Below are 14958 nucleotides of genomic sequence, written 5' to 3' on the forward strand. Positions count from 1 at the left end.
GGCTACGCCTCGAGGTGACGGCCGGGGAACATTTGCCGCACCAGGCCGCTGACGGGACCGAACAATAGAGAGGCCACATAGAGCACTGCCGCGACCAGAATGATCGCCGGCCCCGAAGGAATCTTGGTCTGGAACGACAGCACCAGCCCGGCATAGCCCGAGACGATGGCGCTGGCGACGGCGATGCAGATCATGCCGGTGATGTCACGCGACCAGAACCGCGCGATGCCGGCGGGCAGGATCATCAGGCCGACGCCGAGCAGCGTGCCGAGCGCGTGAAAGCCGTTGACCAGGTTGATCACGACCAGTGCCAGGAACGCCAGATGCGCGGGCGCGCCGGCGCGCGAGACTGTGCGCAGGAACACCGGATCGACGCATTCGATCACCAGCGGCCGGTAGATCACCGCCATCACCAGCAGCGTGATGGTGGCGTTGAAGGCGATGACCAGCAGCGTCTGGTCGTCCATCGCCAGGATGTTGCCGAACAGCACATGCAGCAAATCGATATTGGTGCCCTTGACGGAAACGATGGTGACGCCGAGCGCGAGCGACACCAGGTAGAAGGTCGCGAGCGATGCGTCCTCCTTCAGCTCCGTATGGCGCGCAACGAGGCCTGCAAGCAGTGCGACCGTAAAGCCCGCGATCAGCCCCCCCGTCGTCATCGCGAACAGATTGAGCCCGGAGACGAGGAAGCCGATCGCGGCGCCCGGCAGGATAGCATGCGCCATGGCGTCACCGACGAGGCTCATCCGGCGTAGCATCAGGAACACGCCGATGGGTGCTGCGCCAAGCGCCAGCGCGATCACGGCGGCGAGCGCGCGGCGCATGAACTCGAATTCGGTGAAGGGCGCGATCAGCGCATCGTAAAACATCAGGCGGCCCGCGGCGGCATGGCGTCCACGGCGCAGGCGGCGGCTGTCTCATCGAACGCCTCGCACATCCGCCGCGCTTCCGTGAGGTTTTCGGGCGTGAGCACCTGCGCGGTAGCGCCCCACGCTACCGGCCCGCGCGCGAGCAGCAGCGTCTCCGGAAAATGGCTGCGCACCAGATCCATGTCATGCAGCGCCGCTAGCACCGTGCGCCCCTCGCCGTGCCAGCGCTTCACCAGCCCCAGCAGGTCGGCCGAGGTTTTGGCGTCGATGGCGTTGAACGGCTCGTCCAGCACGATCAGGCGCGCGTCCTGCAGCAGCGCGCGCGCAAACAGCATGCGCTGCATCTGGCCGCCGGACAGCGTGCCGATCGAGCGGTTTTCAAAGCCGTTGAGGCCGACGGCGGCGAGCGCCTGCGTGATCTTATCCCGCGCCGGTTTGCCCATGCCGCCGAAAAAGCCGGTTCTGCGCCACAAACCAGTGCCGACCAGATCGAACACCGAGATCGGAAAAGTCCGGTCGATGTCGACGCTCTGCGGCAGATAGGCGATGTCGCGGATATCGAGCCCGCCGAGATCGATCGAGCCTGCGAGCGGTTTCAAAATGCCGGCGAGCCCACGGAACAGCGTCGACTTGCCGGCGCCGTTCGGCCCGACCACCGCCAGCAGCGCGCCTTGCGCGACCTCGCCATTGAGATGATGCACGGCCGGATGGCGGTCGTAACCCAGCGTGACGTCGCGGAATTTGATCTGCGCGGCCATGCTCACCTCATCGCCACCAGCACGACAGCCCACAGCGCCGCGCTGACCGCGAACGCCGCGGCAAGGCGAGCGGTCACGGTCATGCGCAGGATCGACCAAGGGGCCGGCTGCGCCGGATGCGGCGTCGCCGGGCCATGCGAATGGGCGTGACCGTGGTGGTGATGCGCGTGGTCGTGGGAGTGGTCGTGAGGCATGAGCCAAACGTTATAATATAACATTACGGGAGTCCACGTGTTGGCACGGCTCTAAAGGGGCCTCGGGCACCCCTGGCTCCGGGTGGGTCGGCGCTACACGCTGACGCATTCTCTGCAAGGCCTGAACCGGGTTCGGCTCGCGGGAATTGGCGAACTCCTGCTGGTCTGGCTCGCCCCGGCAATCCATCTGGGCACCCTTATGATGGTCCCCACCGGCACCAGCGCCACCGGGCTGGTCTTCACGGTCCTGCTGCCCGGAATCACGCAAACCTATTGGGCTTTGGGAATTGTGGCCGGCGACGGCCACCTTGTCTCACCGCTGGCGCTGCTGTGTGCGATGTGGCTGGCGCTGCTTGCGATCAGGATTCGGCGCAGATCGTATTCATCAGCCGGCGTGCACCCGCATGCGCTGACACACCGCGTCGAGATGAAACCACTGCCAAAACTGAGGCGGCCTTAATTTCGAACGCCGATCGATGAGGCCGTGTGTCGGATCATCCGCATGGCACCGTCGGTGTAACGGCCGCCGTTGAAATTGACGTCAACGACCCACAAAACGAACAGAGCAACGAAGGCGGCGGCGACGGCTTTCATACATTGTTAACCATGAGGATACGGCCTGGGTTCCGCGGGCCGCAATTCTTACGGGAGGTACGAAGACACCAAAGACAGGGTCCGGAGTGGCTTGCCACTGGAGCATCCAGCTCGTCAGGCACATCGTGCGAGCGTGATCACGGCTTCCCGATCAGCATCGCGATGGCCGCCGCCAGAAACGGAAACGGCACCGAGACCGCCGCGCGAAACCAGACAAACTTGGCCGGCATGAACGGGATTTCCCACAGGATCATGCGCTGGAAGGCGAACAGCGCCCAGGCGACGACATAAGCGATGACCTGCGGCGGGCCGCCGCCGACTTTCAACGCGACCGCGCCGATCGAGAAACCGACCACCGGGCCGCCCGGGGTGGCCGCACCGGCAATCACAGCAGTCAGGACGCCGAACCAGCCACTGTCCGGGCCGAGCCAGCCGGTGATGACTTCCGGCGGGATGACGGCGGCGATGTAGCCCGAGCCGATCACGCCGAGCGCAATGCGCGGCACGATGTTGATGAAATCCATGCTGCCTTCGCGCACCGACGACACCAGCACCACGCGGCCGCGCTGCCAGGCCATGACGCCGAGGATCAGGACCGAGCCCCACAGGGTGACGTCGATGATCAGCGCCGAGAGCGTCATGCCGGCGGCTCCGGCTCGCCCTTCGGATACATCCGCACGAACACGAAGCGGCCCAGCGCGCCGGCAAGAATCGGGATCGGCAGCGAGATCACGATCCGCCACAGCGTAAAATCCGTGCCGAGGATCGGCAGTTCCCAGGCGACCGCGCGGCCGTAGCCGATCAGCGTCCAGCTCACCACCATGGCGATGGTGGCGCCGAAATCGGCGCCGACCGTGAGCAGCGCCGCCGCCACCGGATAGGCGGTGAAGGGGCCACCGGGCAGGATCGCGCCAAACGCCGTGCCGATCAGCAATCCCTTGAGCCCCGAATTCGGCCCGAGCGCCCGCGAGACTTTGTCGTGCGGCAGAATTTCCGCGATGAAGCCACCGAGCAGGCAGCCGGCCAGCACGCGCGGCATGATTTCCCCGAACAGCCAGAGATCATGCGTGAGAATTTTCAGCACGCCATCGATGCCGTCGCGCCGCCAGACCAGGCCTGCGCAAACCGCGACCAGCGCGCCGATCACGATCATCGACCAGCCGACCGGCTTGCGGGCGCGCCGCGGCTTCGGCTCGGCGTCATCGGCAGGCGCCGGGTCTTTTATCTGGTGTTCTGACAAGGGCGATGGGTTTTGCGGGTGATGCGTCTCCGCCCTGCTTAGTCCCGCCAAGGTGGCGACGCAAACGGAAGCTCGCACGATACCCATGCGCATCTCAGGCATGCCCATGCGAGGACGTCACGCGGCCCGGCCAAGTTACGGGCCAACCATTCAGGCGAACTGGCGCACCAGCGCAAGGCCGGCAAACAGCCCGGCAATCGAGAGCACGACCGAGCCTATGACGTAAAGCGCCGCAAGGCCGAGTTCGCCGCGCTCATAGAGCAGCGCCGCATCGAGCGAGTAGGCCGAGAACGTGGTGTAGCCGCCGAGAATGCCGGTCATCAAAAACAGCCGCCAAGGCTGTGACGCCTCGCCCCTGAAGGCGAGATAGCCCGCGATCAGCCCCATCACGGTCGAGCCCGTGACGTTGATGATGAAGGTGCCCCAGGGGAATCCGGTGCCCATGCAGCGGGCGCAGGTGACGTTGATGAAATGGCGGAGACTTGCGCCAAGGCCGCCCCCGACAAAGACCAGCAAATAGCTCATCGCAGCATTTTCCACGTCAGCGAAGTCATCCGGCGTTTTGCTTGTGCCGTACACGCGCCCTCCCCGCAAGAATGGAAAGCACATCATACCAATGAAAAAGGGCGGCAGCCGTAGCTACCACCCTTTCGAAACTTATTCCGCTGTCATTCCGGGATGGTCCGAAGGACCAGACCCGGAATCTCGAGATTCCGGGTTCGTCGCTTCGCGACGCCCCGGAATGACCGAGTTCTAGCCTCAGACCTTGCCGTAGAGCTCGTCGACATAGTCCCAGTTGATCAGGCTGTCGCAAAACGCCTTCAGATAGTCGGGACGGCGGTTGCGATAGTCGATGTAGTAGGAGTGCTCCCAGACGTCGCAGCCGAGGATCGGCGTGGCGCCGTGGACCAGCGGGCTCTCGCCGTTCGCGGTCTTGGAGATTTCGAGCTTGCCGTTCTTGACCGACAGCCAGCACCAGCCGGAGCCGAACTGACCGACGCCGGCGGCGGCGAAATCGGCCTTGAACTTGTCGAGACCGCCGAGGTCTTCGGTGATCTTCTTTTCCAGACGGCCGGGCAGCTTGCTGCCGCCGCCATTTGGCTTCATCCAGTTCCAGAAGTGCAGATGGTTGTAGTGCTGGCCGGCATTGTTGAAGACGGCCGGATTCTTGCCGAACGAACCCTTGACGATCTCCTCCAGGGACTTGCCTTCGAATTCGGTCCCCTTGATCGCGTTGTTTCCGTTGGTCACGTAAGCCTGGTGATGCTTGTCGTGGTGATATTCCAGCGTTTCCTTGGACATGTGGGGCGCAAGGGCGTCGTGGGAATAGGGAAGATTGGGCAGCGTGAAGGTCATGGGTGATGTCCGAACTGATGGGAGACGAAGTCTAACGGGAACCCTTATAGAAGGTTCCATTGCGCATAAACACCGCAATTTGGCAAGAACGGGGAGGCTTCCGGGTAACGCCGCTCCGCGTCCAGCGTATGACGGGACGGCAGCCAGAGCAGGCGATCCTTCTACGAAAAATCATCCTGCTCCAGCTATTTGTTTCGGCAGGATCTTTTCGGAAAACCGATATCCACTTTCCGAGTGGTGCAACAGGGTGATGAAATGAGCATCGAGATCGACGTCCTGAACGGGGACGCATCATGGTCGAGGGCCGAACCGTTGATGAAGGCGGTGTGGCCGCGCCATGTGGTGGAGAGGCTGCCGTGGGGTCACATCGAATGGGCCCATGCCGATCTGCGCATTTTGATCGACGCGCCGGAGGATGCGGCCCAGCGGGGGCTTGCCTGCCATGTCGGCATCTATTTCCGCACTGCGACCTGGGACGGGCGCAAGGTCGAGATCGGCGGCATCGGCGGCGTTTCGACGCGGCCGGATTGCCGGGGCCGCGGCTACGCGACGCTGGCGCTGAACGCCGCCATCAGAACCCTGCGCGATCACGAGGCGGTGCGCTTTGCGATGCTGTTCTGCGAGCCGCACAATGAAGCGTTCTACCAGGCGCGCGGCTGGCATCCATTCCAGGGGGAGGTCCATGCCGAGCAGCCTGGTGGAAGAATTCGCTTCGAAGCGATGGCACCATACGTGTTCGATTTCACCCGCAAGCCGCGCGACGGAATAATCGACCTATGCGGCCTGCCGTGGTGACCCCTGCGCGGTGTGCGGGTGGCTTGCGCAGCCCGGCCTGAATAATATGTCAGCCATAATTTATTCGATTTGGATGACCTGCGACGTATGACCATTGACGCCCCGCTCGACATGCGCCCTGCCGCAGTTCCATCCGCACCGATCAACGGCCTGCTCGCCTCGCCGATCCTGCCGACGCTGCTGCAGCTCGCGCTGCCCAATGCGATCGCCATGGTGGGCACCACGATGGTTGCGGTGGCCGAGACCTCCTATATCGGCCGGCTCGGCACCGAGCCGCTGGCCGGCATCGCGCTGGTGTTTCCCTTCGTGATGCTGACGCAGATGATGTCGGCCGGCGCGATGGGCGGCGGCGTTTCCTCCGCCATCAGCCGGGCGATCGGCGCCGGCGATCGCGACCGCGCGGCGACGCTGGCGCTGCATGCCGCGATGATAGGCGCCTGCGCCGGAATCTTTTTCACGGTGACGATGCTGGCGTTCGGCCACACGTTCTACGCGCTGCTCGGCGGGCGCGGCGGCGTGCTCGAGCAGGCCCTGCAATATTCGCACGTGCTGTTCTCCGGCGCGATGGCGATCTGGCTGGTCAATACGCTGGCCTCGGTGGTGCGCGGCACCGGTGACATGCGGATTCCATCGGTAACGCTGATCGGCACCGCGCTGGTGCAGATCGCGGTTGGCGGCGCGCTGGGCCTTGGGCTGTTTGGGTTGCCGAAGTTCGGCATGAGCGGCGTCGCCGCGGGCCAGCTCACCGCTTTCACGCTCGGCGCGATCTTCCTCGCCTGGTATCTCGTCAGCGGCCGCAGCCGGCTGACGCTGAACTTCAAGGGGTTTAGATTCCAGCGCGACATGTTCTTCGACATTCTTAAGGTAGGCGCGGTGTCCTGTCTCTCGCCGCTGCAGACCGTGCTGACGGTGCTGATCTTCACAAAAATCCTGGCCGGCTACGGCACCGAGACATTGGCCGGCTATGGCATGGGCTCACGGTTGGAATTTCTGCTGACGCCGATCGCCTTTGCTTTTGGTGTCGCCTCGGTGCCGATGGTCGGCATGGCGATGGGCGCGGGGTTGGTGACGCGCGCGCGGCAGGTGGCGTGGACCGCGGGCATCGCGGCCGCCATCATCGTCGGCGCCATCGGACTGATCGTCGCCGTGATGCCGTCGCTCTGGGTTTCGCTGTTCACCAGCGATCCCGGCGTCACCGCCGCAGCGTCTTCCTATCTGGTCTGGGCCGGCCCGGCGTTCGCCTTTTTCGGGATGGGGGCCTGCCTCTATTTCTCATCGCAGGGGGCCGCGAAGGTCGGCGGTCCCGTGATGGCCGGCACCGCGCGGTTGCTGATCGTCGGCGGCGGCGGCTGGTGGCTGGCCTCGGCGGGCGCGCCGGCATGGACCTTGTTCGCGCTGGTAGGCCTCGCGATGGTCGTCTACGGCCTCGGCACGGCACTTTCGATCCGCCTCACCCGCTGGGGTCAATGATCGGCCAGGTTGTAAACCGAACTTAATGTGAAGTTGCACGAATCTGATTTGTTGCTATGCAAGCCTGCTTTTCGAAGGAATGGTTCATGGCTTGCAAAACATCTTCCATCATTGCGACCGCTTTCATCATCGGGGTCGCGGCTGCAGTGATGGCCGCCCCATCGGCCCGCGCGCAGGGCTCAGGCGAGCCGACCGGCGTCTGGCAGACCCAGGCCGGCGACGCGCGGGTGAAAGTCAGCAAATGCGGCGGCGGTCTCTGCGGCGTGATCGTCGGCCTCAAGGACCCGATCGACCCCGCTACCGGCAAGCCCCAGGTCGATGACAAGAATCCGAACCCGACGCTGAAGAAGCGGCCGATGATCGGACTAACGCTGTTCAGCGGCATGCAGCGCAGCGGTCCCAACAAATGGTCGGGCCAGATCTATAACGCCGATGACGGCGGCACCTATGCGAGCAGCATCTCGGTGTCTGGCCCGGAGACGCTGCGGGTCGAAGGCTGCGTCGGCGCGCTCTGCGGCGGCGAGACCTGGACGCGGGTGGGGCGGTAGCGCGGGATCTCGATTACCGATCTGCAGGGTGGGCAAAGCGCAGGGTGCCCACCATCTCTCCACATCGTCGCTTCGAATGGTGGGCACGCTGCGCTTTGCCCACCCTACGAATCACGCCGCCATCGCTTTCAACGCGGTGGCCGCCGACGCATACCCGCCGCGGGCGCCGTCGATAAAGTAACGTGATCGCTGCGCATCACCGACGGCGTGAAGCAGGTCATCATCGCCGCGTCCTGCCGGTGCAGGCCGTAGCGCACGATCCGCTCTGATGCCGCCTTCGCCAGCAGCGCCGTCAGCGCGCGCTCCAGTTCCTCCGTGCAGTCGAGGATCATCCGCAGGCCGTCGTCATATTTGCGGAAGTCGGAATTCTCCACGACCTGCTGCACGTAATTCTTCGGCACGAAATTGCCGACCTTGATGCCGAGGCGCATCACCACATAGGCCCATAGCGTCACCGCAAGCACGACGCCCCGCCGCTTCAACAGCGGTCCGCCGCGCGCGGCACGCGCTTCGTACTCGACGCCCTGCGGCGGCCAGCGCAGCGGCGGCCCGCCCGGCGGCACCGGCCGCCCGGCATCCGGGGACTCTTCCACCAGGCGGATGATGTCCTCGATCACCTTGCGGAAATGATGCGGATCGGCGCCATGGGCGGGTACCACCAGCACCGACAGAATGAGCCCGCGCGTGGAAGGCATTTCCTCGAACCGGCACGACAGGCCGGAGAGGTCGGGCTGCGTGCCAGGATTGGGCGGCGGTACCGCGAATTCGCCGCGTTTCATGGCGGCATCCGCCCACCCCAAACCGCCGCCGGAAAACATCGCATAGGACAGGTTGGCCGACGGACCGAAGCGCGCGACACGGACGTCGAGGCCTTGCGCGCGGATATCCCTGACCGGCACCAGCGCTACGCGCATGATGAGGTTGAGACTTTCCTCAACCCAGGTCGCAGTCGCCGCCAGCGCCCCGCGCGCCCGCTCGAGATCGTCGGGCGACACCGCAAAACTGGCGCCATCGCCGCCGAACACGAAGGGAAATTCGCGCCCGTCCAGCGCGTTGGTGATGGCAGCGATGACGGCCGCGCCGGCCATGTTGACCGCCTTGTAGCGCTGGTTGGCGATCGCCTTGGTCGATTCCACGATGTCGGCGACGCCGACGGTCCAGTCATCAGGCAACGGCGAATACATCGCCGGGTCCATCAGGCTGCCAAAACCGCGAAAGACCGGGATTGAGCCGTAGAAAATGTCGGTGCCGTCAGGCGTCGTCATGGCGATGAGGCCCCCCGGTTCGCAAACCTCTTGGCAGATACGGCCAATTCTGAAATGCGGTTCGCGACAGATCGTCCTACCCCTTCACGATCCCGCGAAGCACCAACTGGTTCAGCCGGTTGGCGAACGCCGCCGGGTCCTCCGGCAACTCGCCGTCGAGGATCTGCGCCTGCTCCAGCAGCAGGAACGAAAGGTCCTTGGCCGCATCCTTGTCGCCCGTGATCGCCGCGACCAGGGGATGGCGCATGTTGATCTCCAGGATCGGCCTGGTGGTCGGCGCCTTGTTCTGCATCGCCAGCAGCCGTTCGAGCATGCGATCATGCGCGTCGCCGCCGGCGACCAGGCATGACGCGCTCGCCGTCAGCCGCTGCGAGGCGCGCACGTCGGAGACGCGCTCGCCGAGCGCATCCTTGATCAGCGCAATCGTCGTGGCCTCGTCCGCGCCGGGCTCGTCCTTTTTGTCCTCGGCCTTGTCATCCGATAGCGGGATCAGGGCGAAATCGATATCGCCCTGGCTCAGCGACTTCAGCGGCTTGCCGCCGAAATCGAGCGGCGCCGAGGTCCAGAACGCATCGACCGGATCGGTCAGCAGCAGCACCTCGATGCCGCGCGCGGTTGCGGATTCCAGTTTCGGGTTGGCCTTCAGCCGTTCGACGCTCTCGCCGGTGAGATAATAGATGTCGGTCTGGTTCGGCTTGATATCTTCGACATATTGCTTGAGCGCACGCTTCTCGCCACTGGTCGTTGTGAAGCGCGACAGGCCCAGCAATTTCTCGCGGCGCTCAAAATCCTCCCAGATGCCTTCCTTGATCACGGGGCCGAACGCGTCCCAAATCTTCTCAAATGCTTCCGGCTCCTTGTCGCCCAAACTTTCCAGCTCCGATATCACGCGGCCGGTGACCGCCTTGCGGATCTGGGTGAGCTGCGGGTTGTTCTGCAGCATCTCTCTGGAGATGTTGAGCGGAAGATCCTCGCTGTCGATCACGCCGCGAATGAAGCGCAAATAGGCCGGCAGGATATCGGCGTCGTCGGCGATGAAGACGCGGCGGACATAAAGCTTGACCTTGCCCTTGCGCGCCTGATCGAACAGATCGAACGGTTTTGTCGACGGCGCGAACAGCAGCACCGCATAGGACTGCCGGCCCTCGGCGCGATAATGCAGCGTCATCGCCGGTTCGTCGAACGCGCCGGCGATCTGTTGGTAGGCCTGCTTGTAGTCCTCCGCCGAGAGTTCCGATTTCGGCCGCTGCCACAGCGCGCTGGCCGAATTGATCTGGCGCGGCTCGCCCTCCTCCGGCACCAGTTCGATTGGAAACTGGATGTTGTCGGACCAGGCGCGGACGATGCGCTCGATCTCATGGGTTTCGAGATACTTCGCCGCATTCTCTTTCAGATGCAGCACGATCTCGGAGCCGCGCGTGACACGCGCGGCGTCCTCCTCGCTGGCCGGCGCGATTTCAAACCCGCTGCCGCCGGAAGACGACCAGACAAAGACTTCATCCGAACCGGCGCGGCGGCTGGTGACGACGATGCGATCGGCAACCATGAACGCCGCGTAGAAGCCGACGCCGAACTGGCCGATCAGATTGGTGCCGTCCTTGGCCTCGGTGAGGCGGGAGAGAAAGGATTTTGTGCCGGAGCGTGCGATGGTACCGAGGTTGTCGATCAACTCCTGCCGGTCCATGCCGATACCGCTGTCGACGACGGAAAGCGTATTGGCCGTCTTGTTCGGCGCGATTCGGATTTTGGGCGGCGCGCCGTCGGTGATCAGCTCGGGCGCCGATATCGCCTCATAGCGCAGCTTGTCGCAGGCGTCCGAGGCGTTCGAAATCAGCTCGCGCAGGAAAATGTCGGTCTCCGAATAGACCGAGTGCACCATCAGGTTCAGAAGCTCGGCAACCTCGGCCTGGAACGGCTGGGATTCGGGGGCAGTGGTGGTGGTCATAAGGGGCTCGCAGGGAACAGGGCCAAAGGAAAGCCCTGATATATCGATACCATCAGGGGTGGCAAGATTTGCCAGGCCCCGGCGAGACGTCTATGCCCGTGCCCGCCCTCTACCGCTCGACAAACGCGCGCTGGAACTGATCCAGGAGCGGCTTGAACAGATAGCTGAGCATGGTGCGGCTGCCGGTCTGCATGAACACTTCCGCGGGCATGCCCGAGGAGAGCTGCAGCCCGGCCAGCCGCCGGCGCTCCTCTTCCGGCAGCATGATGCGGACCGTGAAATAGGACGTGCCGCTCTGCTGGTCCTTCGTGGTGTCGGGCGAGACATAGGACACCTGACCGATCAGCTGCGGCGTCACCCGCTGGTTGAAGGCGGAGAAGCGGACAAAAGCCTGCTGGCCCTTCCGCACCTGATCGATGTCATTCGGCTGCAACTTGGCCTCGATCTGCAGGTCGTCGGAATCCGGCACCACCTCCATGACCGCGTCGCCGGCGCGAATCACACCGCCGATGGTGTGCGCGTTCAACTGATGGATCACGCCCGACGTCGGCGCGCGCATCTCGATGCGCTCGAGCACGTCGCGCGCGGCGATGCTTCGTTCGCTGAGCTCGGCTTCCTTGCCCTGCGCCTCGCCGAGATCCTTGACGACTTCCGTGCGGACATCCTGGTCGAGCCTGACCAGCTGCAGCTTCGCCTCGTCGACCTTGGTCTTGGTTTCGGCGATGGTGGAGATCAACTGACCCCGTTCACCCTCGATTCTGGCAGCCTCGCGCTGCAGGGCCGTGAGCCGTGCGATCGGCACGAGACGCTTATCGAACAGCTCCTGCACGCCCGTGAGTTCGCCCGTAATCAACTCCAGTTGTTTGGCCTTGGATGCGACCTGCGCCTCGAGGCCGACGATCTCCTCGCCAAGCTGCGATACCTTGCTCTTGAGCAGTTCCTTCTGGCTCTCGCGGGCGGTCGTCCGCGCCCGGAACAGCGATGCCTCAGAAGCCAGCACCGTCTTGACATTGTTGTCGTCCAGCCGCGACGACATTTCCGGCGGGATCGTCGGCTTGGGCAGGCCGTCGCGCTCGGCGACCAGCCGCGCGCTCTTCGCCCGCACTTCGTCAAGCTGCTTGCTGACCACCTGAAGGCTGGCCTGCGCCTGCGTCGAGTCCAGCCGCAGCAGCAGATCGCCGGCGTTGACCCGCATGCCGTTATGGACCGGAATCTGCGCGACCACGCCGCCAGTCGGATGCTGGACGGTCTTGACGTTGGACTGCACCACCAGATTGCCCGGCACCACGACGGCGCCCGACAGCGGCACCAGCGTCATCCAACCGCCAGCCACCCCGCCGACGACGATCAGCGCCCGCAAGCCTGTGCGCAATTCGCCTTCGAAGGCGTGCGCGGCCCGCTGCACGATGCTGTCGCCGGGCGCGCCCGCCACATCCGTCGATCCATCGCGATTGGCCAAGAATGCGACGCCGGCGGTCAGGCCGTTGCGGACGACGTTCGTCACGGAACGTTCGCGCGGTATCGGGCCCGCCGGGCTGGGCGGCGCCAATTGGGGAGCCTCGATGCGAGGCGGCAGCCGTGGGTCGTCGATCGACAAGACCTCCGGCCGCGACCTCGGGATGTTCATGAGCGACGGATCGTCGGGCGCGATGATCGGACCGCGCGCCGGCCGTTCATTCCGCCAAGAATTTGCCGAAGCATTGTTTGCCGAAGCACGGCCTGCCGGGCCGCGCCTGCCGCTTGCCGGCGGCGGGGGCACGAACTGCGGCTCACGTGTGCGGCGTCCGGCGCGCGGCGCCGGAGGCTCGGGATCGAGCACCTCGGACTGGGATCCGAACGGGCCGAGCCAATCCAGCACGCGTCCCATCTTGCCCTTTTTCTTCGACCGCTTCGGCCGGGCCTGGCGCGAACGCCGCGCGCCGGCACCTGGTTCGTCATTTGCCGGGCGGCGAAGCGGCGGCCGCTGGTCCTGCGGATTGTCGTGCTCGAAAGCCTGTCGCAATCGCTGCAGTTCGAGGATCAGCGCCTGGCCCTGCGGGGCCGCGACGTCTTCATCCGTTCCCCCGAACTGGCGGCGCGCTGCTCTTTCATCGGCATGCACGTGATCAAAACCCTTCATGATGGAACACTCTCGGCAAGTGAGGCGCGCTGTTCTGCCTTGGCCTGCGGCGGGGGCTGCGGCGATCCCGGAACCCCCTTGCCACCGGCGTTGCGGACGCGCGCGAACACTTCTGCGCTCGGGCCGAAAGCGATCGCCTTGCCTTCGTACAGCACCATCGTCATATCCAGCGCGGAGAGCGCGCTCGGGCGATGCGAGATGACGACGACGATGGATTTGTTTTGGCGCATGATCCCGATGGCGCGCGTCAGGGCGTTCTCGCCGTCAGCATCCAGATTGGCGTTGGGCTCGTCGAGCACGAGCAGGAACGGGTCGCCGAACACCGCCCGCGCCAGCCCAACCCGCTGCTTCTGGCCGGCCGACAGCGACATGCCGCCCTGCCCTATTCGCGTCGCGTAGCCCTCCGGCAGGCGCAGGATGATGTCGTGGACACCAGCGATCTGCGCGGCCTTCAGGATGGCGTCGGAACTCGCGTTCTCGTCGAAGCGGGCGATGTTCTCCGCCACGGTGCCGTCGAACAGGCCGACATCCTGCGGCAAATAGCCGATATGGCGGCCGAGATCCTCGTTGCGCCATTGATCGAGCGCCGCGCCGTCGAGCCGCACTGCGCCGCGATGCGCCGGCCAGATTCCGACCAGCGCCTTCGAGAGCGAGGTCTTGCCCGATGCGCTCGCACCCAATAGCGCCAGCCCCGAGCCGGCCTTCAGCGAAAACGTGACACCGGACACGATCGGCATGTCGAAGCCTGGTGCGGCCACCGCGAGATTCTGCACGGACAATTCGCGGCCGGGCCGCGGCAACTTGACCGGCGGCGCCGGCGGCTGTGCGGTCGCCTTCAAGATGTCGCGCAGGCGCGCAAGGCCCTGGCGGGCGGCGGACAGTTGCTTCCAGGTGCCAAGCGCGATTTCGACGGGCGCGAGCGCACGCCCCATCAGGATCGAGGACGCAATCATGATGCCGCCCGACGCCTTGTCGGCGACGACGAGATAGGCGCCCATGCCCAGCATTCCCGATTGCAGGATGTAGCGCAGCACCTTCGCGCTCGCGCCGAGATTGGCATAGACGTCGGTGGCGCGGATGTTTTCCTGCAAATAGCGCTCATTGGCCTGCGACCAGCGCGCGGTCAGCCGATCCGTCATGCCGAGCGCGCGAACGATCTCCGCGTTGCGCTGCGTCGCATCCGCCAGCACCTGCCGCTGCGCGTTCAGGTCCGACGCTGCCTTGGTTGCGCCGCGCGAGATCCGCTCGGTCACCAACGTCATGGCAATGATCGCCGCGGTGCCCAGCAGCGCCGTGAAGCCGATCATCGGGTGAAACAGAAACAGCCCGATCAGAAACACCGGGATCCACGGCATGTCGAGGAACGCCGTCGGCCCCATCCCCGACATGAAGGTGCGCACCTGATCGAGATCGCGCAGCGGCTGCTGCATCAGGACCGGCTTCACCCCGCGCAGCGGCAGGGTGGCGAGCGCCGAATGGATCGATTCCTGCAGGCCACCATCGAACAGCGTTGCGATCCGGCAAAGCATCCGCGACCGCATCGCATCAAAATATCCCTGCACCAGATAGGCGATCAGCACCATCAGGGAGAGACCGAACAGGGTCGCGAGGTTCCGGCTCGGAATCACCCGATCGTACACCTGCAACATATAAAGGGAGCCCGACAGCATCAGGATGTTGATGACACCGCTGAACACGGCGACGCCGATCATGCGGCGCGCGCTGGCACGCATCGCGGTCGCGACGGGATCGTCGGCAGCCAGGGTCGAAAGCAGCCCCGAAATGGCGCGGGACGCAGGCGC

General features: G+C 64.8%; 15 protein-coding genes and 1 pseudogene. 4 read left to right on the plus strand and 12 right to left on the minus strand.

Annotated features, from left to right (window positions below; genetic code table 11):
- Positions 1–2: 2 nt before the first annotated feature.
- Genes ACPPVP_RS38600 through ACPPVP_RS38610 form a run of 3 tightly spaced genes read right to left on the minus strand, consistent with a single transcriptional unit; the run spans position 3 to position 1824 of the window.
- The gene (locus ACPPVP_RS38600) at positions 3–872 is read right to left on the minus strand and encodes a metal ABC transporter permease (RefSeq protein ID WP_426528766.1); all 870 of its coding nucleotides are present in this window, start codon (positions 870–872) and stop codon (positions 3–5) included.
- Positions 872–1630, minus strand: coding sequence for a metal ABC transporter ATP-binding protein (locus ACPPVP_RS38605; protein ID WP_426528767.1), 759 nt, complete (start codon positions 1628–1630; stop codon positions 872–874). Before ACPPVP_RS38605 ends, ACPPVP_RS38600 begins: the two co-directional genes overlap by 1 nt.
- A 2-nt stretch (positions 1631–1632) precedes the next feature.
- On the minus strand, positions 1633–1824 hold the full coding sequence (locus ACPPVP_RS38610; protein WP_426528768.1) for a hypothetical protein: 192 nt from the start codon (positions 1822–1824) through the stop codon (positions 1633–1635).
- A gap of 199 nt (positions 1825–2023) precedes the next feature.
- Between ACPPVP_RS38610 and ACPPVP_RS38615 the strand changes: the two genes are divergently transcribed.
- Positions 2024–2284: a hypothetical protein gene (locus ACPPVP_RS38615; RefSeq protein WP_426528769.1), complete on the plus strand. Its 261-nt coding sequence runs from the start codon at positions 2024–2026 to the stop codon at positions 2282–2284.
- Here ACPPVP_RS38615 and ACPPVP_RS38620 read toward each other — a convergent pair.
- The 5 genes from ACPPVP_RS38620 to ACPPVP_RS38640 form a co-directional block, all read right to left on the minus strand.
- Positions 2281–2418, minus strand: coding sequence for a hypothetical protein (locus ACPPVP_RS38620; protein ID WP_426528770.1), 138 nt, complete (start codon positions 2416–2418; stop codon positions 2281–2283). The genes ACPPVP_RS38615 and ACPPVP_RS38620 overlap by 4 nt on opposite strands.
- Before the next feature lie 137 nt (positions 2419–2555).
- Positions 2556–3059 carry a hypothetical protein gene (locus tag ACPPVP_RS38625; RefSeq protein ID WP_426528771.1) on the minus strand — a complete coding sequence of 168 codons (504 nt, stop codon included), beginning with the start codon at positions 3057–3059 and terminating at the stop codon, positions 2556–2558.
- Positions 3056–3658: a permease gene (locus tag ACPPVP_RS38630; RefSeq protein WP_426538283.1), complete on the minus strand. Its 603-nt coding sequence runs from the start codon at positions 3656–3658 to the stop codon at positions 3056–3058. Before ACPPVP_RS38630 ends, ACPPVP_RS38625 begins: the two co-directional genes overlap by 4 nt.
- Before the next feature lie 150 nt (positions 3659–3808).
- Positions 3809–4183, minus strand: a complete 375-nt coding sequence (gene crcB / locus ACPPVP_RS38635) for a fluoride efflux transporter CrcB (RefSeq protein ID WP_426528772.1) — start codon at positions 4181–4183, stop codon at positions 3809–3811.
- Between the two features lie 234 nt (positions 4184–4417).
- Positions 4418–5014 carry a superoxide dismutase gene (locus ACPPVP_RS38640; protein WP_426528773.1) on the minus strand — a complete coding sequence of 199 codons (597 nt, stop codon included), beginning with the start codon at positions 5012–5014 and terminating at the stop codon, positions 4418–4420.
- A gap of 255 nt (positions 5015–5269) precedes the next feature.
- Between ACPPVP_RS38640 and ACPPVP_RS38645 the strand changes: the two genes are divergently transcribed.
- The 3 genes from ACPPVP_RS38645 to ACPPVP_RS38655 all read left to right on the plus strand — a co-directional run bounded on the left by ACPPVP_RS38645 (position 5270) and on the right by ACPPVP_RS38655 (position 7827).
- Positions 5270–5809: a GNAT family N-acetyltransferase gene (locus ACPPVP_RS38645; protein ID WP_426528774.1), complete on the plus strand. Its 540-nt coding sequence runs from the start codon at positions 5270–5272 to the stop codon at positions 5807–5809.
- Positions 5810–5896: 87 nt separating this feature from the next.
- Positions 5897–7279: an MATE family efflux transporter gene (locus ACPPVP_RS38650; protein ID WP_426528775.1), complete on the plus strand. Its 1383-nt coding sequence runs from the start codon at positions 5897–5899 to the stop codon at positions 7277–7279.
- An 86-nt stretch (positions 7280–7365) separates the two neighbouring features.
- The gene (locus ACPPVP_RS38655) at positions 7366–7827 is read left to right on the plus strand and encodes a DUF2147 domain-containing protein (RefSeq protein WP_426528776.1); all 462 of its coding nucleotides are present in this window, start codon (positions 7366–7368) and stop codon (positions 7825–7827) included.
- Between the two features lie 111 nt (positions 7828–7938).
- Here the strand turns inward: ACPPVP_RS38655 and ACPPVP_RS38660 are convergent.
- From ACPPVP_RS38660 to ACPPVP_RS38675, 4 genes and pseudogenes are all read right to left on the minus strand, one after another.
- Positions 7939–9092 (minus strand): annotated as a pseudogene (locus ACPPVP_RS38660) (DUF3095 domain-containing protein).
- A gap of 76 nt (positions 9093–9168) precedes the next feature.
- Positions 9169–11037 (minus strand): molecular chaperone HtpG, encoded by a 1869-nt coding sequence (gene htpG, locus ACPPVP_RS38665; protein ID WP_426528777.1) that lies wholly within the window; start codon positions 11035–11037, stop codon positions 9169–9171.
- A gap of 109 nt (positions 11038–11146) precedes the next feature.
- The gene (locus ACPPVP_RS38670) at positions 11147–13156 is read right to left on the minus strand and encodes an HlyD family type I secretion periplasmic adaptor subunit (protein WP_426528778.1); all 2010 of its coding nucleotides are present in this window, start codon (positions 13154–13156) and stop codon (positions 11147–11149) included.
- Positions 13153–14868: a type I secretion system permease/ATPase gene (locus ACPPVP_RS38675; protein ID WP_426538285.1), complete on the minus strand. Its 1716-nt coding sequence runs from the start codon at positions 14866–14868 to the stop codon at positions 13153–13155. The genes ACPPVP_RS38670 and ACPPVP_RS38675 overlap by 4 nt, the downstream gene beginning before the upstream one ends.
- Positions 14869–14958: the final 90 nt, after the last annotated feature.

The sequence above is a fragment of the Bradyrhizobium sp. McL0615 genome (assembly GCF_049993905.1).
Taxonomy (GTDB): domain Bacteria; phylum Pseudomonadota; class Alphaproteobacteria; order Rhizobiales; family Xanthobacteraceae; genus Bradyrhizobium.